The organism is Streptomyces sp. NPDC056480 (genome assembly GCF_042795405.1).
In the GTDB taxonomy this organism is placed as follows: domain Bacteria; phylum Actinomycetota; class Actinomycetes; order Streptomycetales; family Streptomycetaceae; genus Streptomyces.
Genome location: NZ_JBHTSA010000238.1, coordinates 1 through 3,666 on the forward strand (window position 1 = coordinate 1; position 3,666 = coordinate 3,666).

3 protein-coding genes are annotated in these 3,666 nt (G+C 70.0%); all 3 read right to left on the minus strand.

What is annotated here, in order from left to right; translation table 11 throughout:
- Nucleotides 1–3 precede the first annotated feature (3 nt).
- Nucleotides 4–1,671, minus strand: coding sequence for an alpha-amylase family glycosyl hydrolase (locus ACFQ79_RS40480; protein WP_383593344.1), 1,668 nt, complete (start codon nucleotides 1,669–1,671; stop codon nucleotides 4–6).
- A gap of 62 nt (nucleotides 1,672–1,733) precedes the next feature.
- On the minus strand, nucleotides 1,734–2,609 hold the full coding sequence (locus tag ACFQ79_RS40485; RefSeq protein ID WP_383593349.1) for a sugar ABC transporter permease: 876 nt from the start codon (nucleotides 2,607–2,609) through the stop codon (nucleotides 1,734–1,736).
- Entirely contained in the window at nucleotides 2,603–3,619 is a 1,017-nt protein-coding gene (locus ACFQ79_RS40490; RefSeq protein WP_383593347.1) for a carbohydrate ABC transporter permease, read from the minus strand. The genes ACFQ79_RS40485 and ACFQ79_RS40490 overlap by 7 nt, the downstream gene beginning before the upstream one ends.
- Between the last annotated feature and the right edge of the window lie 47 nt (nucleotides 3,620–3,666).

Here is a 3,666-nt window from a genome sequence, read left to right on the forward strand (position 1 = left end):
TCGTCACACCGCCCACCAGGCGGTCGAGTCGGCGGGCAGGACCGCCTCATCGTCGACGATCGAGATCTCCTCGTTGGAGAGAAGGAACCGGCCGGGCAGCGGGACGGTGATGGCCCGGCCGGTGGTGTTGGCGATGCAGGCGAAGCCGTCGCGGCGGAAGGAGAGCACACCCTCGGGTGCCTCCAGCCACTCGACGGCCTCGCCCGCACCGAGTCCGGGCTGCGCCCGCCGCACGGCGAGGGCACTGCGGTACAGCTCCAGGGTGGAGCCGGGGTCGCCGGTCTGCGCCTCGACGCTCAGGCCTCCCCAGGTGGCGGGCTGCGGCAGCCAGGAGCCGCCGGCGCCGAAGCCGTACGAGCCGCCCTCGACGGTCCACGGGATCGGGACCCGGCAGCCGTCGCGGAAGCCGTCCTGGCCGGACGCCCGCCAGAACGACGGGTCCTGGCGGACCTCGTCGGGCAGGTCGGTGACGTCGGGCAGGCCGAGCTCCTCGCCCTGGTAGACGTAGGCCGAGCCGGGGAGCGCCAGCATCAGCAGGGTGGCGGCGCGGGCGCGGCGCAGGCCGAGTTCGCGGTCGCCGGGCTCGCGGAGCTGGGTGCCGAGGCCCGCCGGGTTGGCGAAGCGGGTGGCGTGCCGGGTGACGTCGTGGTTGGAGAGCACCCAGGTGGTGGGCGCGCCGACCGGGCGCATCGCCTCGAGCGAGTCGTCGATGACGCGGCGGAGCTCGGCCGCGTCCCAGTGGGTGCCCAGGTACTGGAAGTTGAAGGCCTGGTGCATCTCGTCGGGGCGCACGTAGTGGGCGGTGCGCTCGACGGTCGGGGTCCAGGCCTCGGCGACGAGGACGCGCTCCCCGTCGTACTCCGAGAGCACGTTCCGCCAGGAGCGGTAGATCTCGTGGACGCCGTCCTGGTCGAAGAAGGGCATGACGTCGTTGCCGAGCAGCTTCAGCTGGTCGTGGGCGCCGAGGTCGGGCAGGCCCTCGGCCTTGACGAGGCCGTGGGCGACGTCGACGCGGAAGCCGTCGACGCCCATGTCGAGCCAGAAGCGCAGGATCGAGCGGAACTCGTCGCGGACGGCGGGGTGTTCCCAGTTGAAGTCGGGCTGCTCCGGGGCGAAGAGGTGGAGGTACCAGTCGCCGGGGGTGCCGTCCGGGTTCTCCGTGCGGGTCCAGGCGGGGCCGCCGAAGATGGACTCCCAGTCGTTGGGGGGCAGTTCGCCGTTCTCGCCCTTGCCGGGGCGGAAGTGGTAGCGCTCGCGCAGGACCGACCCGGGGCCCTCGCGCAGGGCGCGCTGGAACCACTCGTGCTGGTCGGACGAGTGGTTGGGGACCAGGTCGACGATGATGCGCAGGCCCAGGGCGTGGGCGTCGCGGATCACGGCGTCGGCGTCGAGGAGCGAGCCGAACATGGGGTCGATGGCCCGGTAGTCGGCGACGTCGTAGCCGGCGTCGGCCTGCGGCGAGGCGTAGAACGGGGAGAGCCAGACGGCGTCGACGCCGAGTTCCTTGAGGTACGGCAGCCGGCTGCGGATTCCCTCCAGGTCGCCCATGCCGTCGCCGTTGCCGTCGGCGAAGCTGCGCGGGTAGACCTGGTAGATCACCGCGTCTCTCCACCAGCCCGTGTGCGTGCCGGTGGTCGGGGCGTCGGCCGGGGTGGCGAGATGCTGGGTCATGTCTTCCCTGGGAGGTAAGGAGGTGCGTACAGAGGTGCGTACAGAGGGCGGGCTCAGGGCCGTCAGCCCTTGACGGCACCGGCGGACATGCCGGTGACGAGGTGGCGCTGTGCGAAGAGGAACACCAGGGCCGCGGGGATGGCGATGAGCACGGAGGCCGCGGCCATCGGGCCCCACTGGGCGCCGTACTGGTTGACGAACTTCTGGAGTCCGCCGGCGAGCGTGAGGTTCTCGTCGCCGACCATGAAGGCGGAGGCGTAGGCGACCTCGCCCCAGGCGGTGATGAACGAGTAGAACGCGGTGACCGCGATGCCCGGCTTGGCGAGCGGCAGGATCAGCCGCCAGAAGGTGCCGAAGGGCGTGAGGCCGTCGACGTAGCCGGATTCGTCGATCTCGCGCGGGATGGTGTCGAAGAAGCCCTTCATCATCCACGCGCAGAACGGGACGGCGATGGTCAGGTACGTGATGACCAGGCCGGCCGGCTGGTTGAGCAGGCCCATCGACGCCATGATGTTGTAGATCGGCACGATCAGGACGGCGACCGGGAACATCTGGGTGATGAGCAGCGTCCACATCAGGCCGCGCTTGCCGGGGAAGCGGAAGCGGCTGACCGCGTAGCCCGTGGTGGCGGAGATGAAGACGCCGATGACGGTGGTGAGACCGGCGACGAGCAGCGAGTTGCCGAACCAGGTGAGGAACGGGGTGTCGTTCAGCAGGTTCGTGTAGTTCTCGAGCGTCGTCTCCTTGAAGAAGTCCGTGGTGATCGCGTACTTCGCCGGCTTGAGCGAGGTCAGCAGGACCCACAGCACGGGGAAGACGGCGATCACGGACGCCGTGATCAGGGTGACGTGCAGGGCGACCGAGGCGAGCGGCGAGCGGCGGCCGCGGATCGGCGTGTTCACGACGGCCTGGGGGGTGGGGGTCGTGGTCGTCACCAGACTTCTCCCTGCTTGCGGAGGACTCGCCGGTAGACCGCGGCGAAGAGCATCAGGAGGACCAGGATGAGCACGCCCCAGGTGGAGGACTGGGCGAAGTCGCGCGGACTGACCTCGAAGGAGAACTTGTACGCCTGGGTGACGAGGATCTGGGTGGCCTCGCCGGGTCCGCCCCGGGTGAGCAGGAAGATCACCGGGAACATGTTGAAGGTCCAGATGGTGGAGAGCAGGACCACCGTCGTCGACACCGAGCTCAGGCCGGGCATGGTGATGTGCCGGAAGCGCTGCCAGGCGTTGGCGCCGTCCATCTCGGCTGCCTCGTACAGCTCTCCGGGGATGGACTGGAGCCCGCCGAGGAGGGCGACCATCATGAACGGCACGCCGAGCCAGACGTTGACGAGGATGACCGAGAACTTGGCCCAGGTGGGGTCGTTCAGCCACGGGACGGCGTCGATGCCGCCGCCCGCGAGGATCTTGTTGAGGAGACCGTTGTCCTGGTTGTAGAGGAAGCGCCAGGCGAAGACGGAGACGAAGCCGGGCACGGCCCAGGGCAGGATCAGCAGCAGCCGGTAGAAGGAGCGGCCGGCGATCCTGCGGTTGAGGACGTTGGCGAGGGTGAGGCCGAGCGCGAAGGTGACCGAGACGCAGGACACCGTCCACAGCAGGGTCCAGCCCAGGGTGGAGAGGAACTGGCCGCCGGTGAGCGCGTCGGCGTAGTTGTCCAGGCCGACGAACTCGTAGGTGGCCGGGATCTCGTTGACGCCGATCGACCGCGCGACGTTCCGCTCGTTGGCGTCGGTCAGCGACAGGTAGACGCCGCGGACCAGCGGATAGCCGATGATCACCGCGATCACGATCGTCACCGGGGCGATCATCGCCCAGGCGTACCAGTGGGTGGCGAGGGAGCGCTTCCTGACGCTCCTGCGCTTGCCAGTTCCGCGGCTCCGGGCGCGGGGGGGGGGGGGGGCCCCCGGCCGCGCCCCCCCCCACCCGCGGGGGGGGGACCCCCCCACCCCCCCCCCCCCCACACAAAAAACCAAACCACACAAGAATAGAGGGG

Bases quoted from the DNA above. Each gene is read 5' to 3' on its own strand.
- ACFQ79_RS40480 (WP_383593344.1), bottom strand. From the start codon at position 1,671: ATGACCCAGCATCTCGCCACCCCGGCCGACGCCCCGACCACCGGCACG.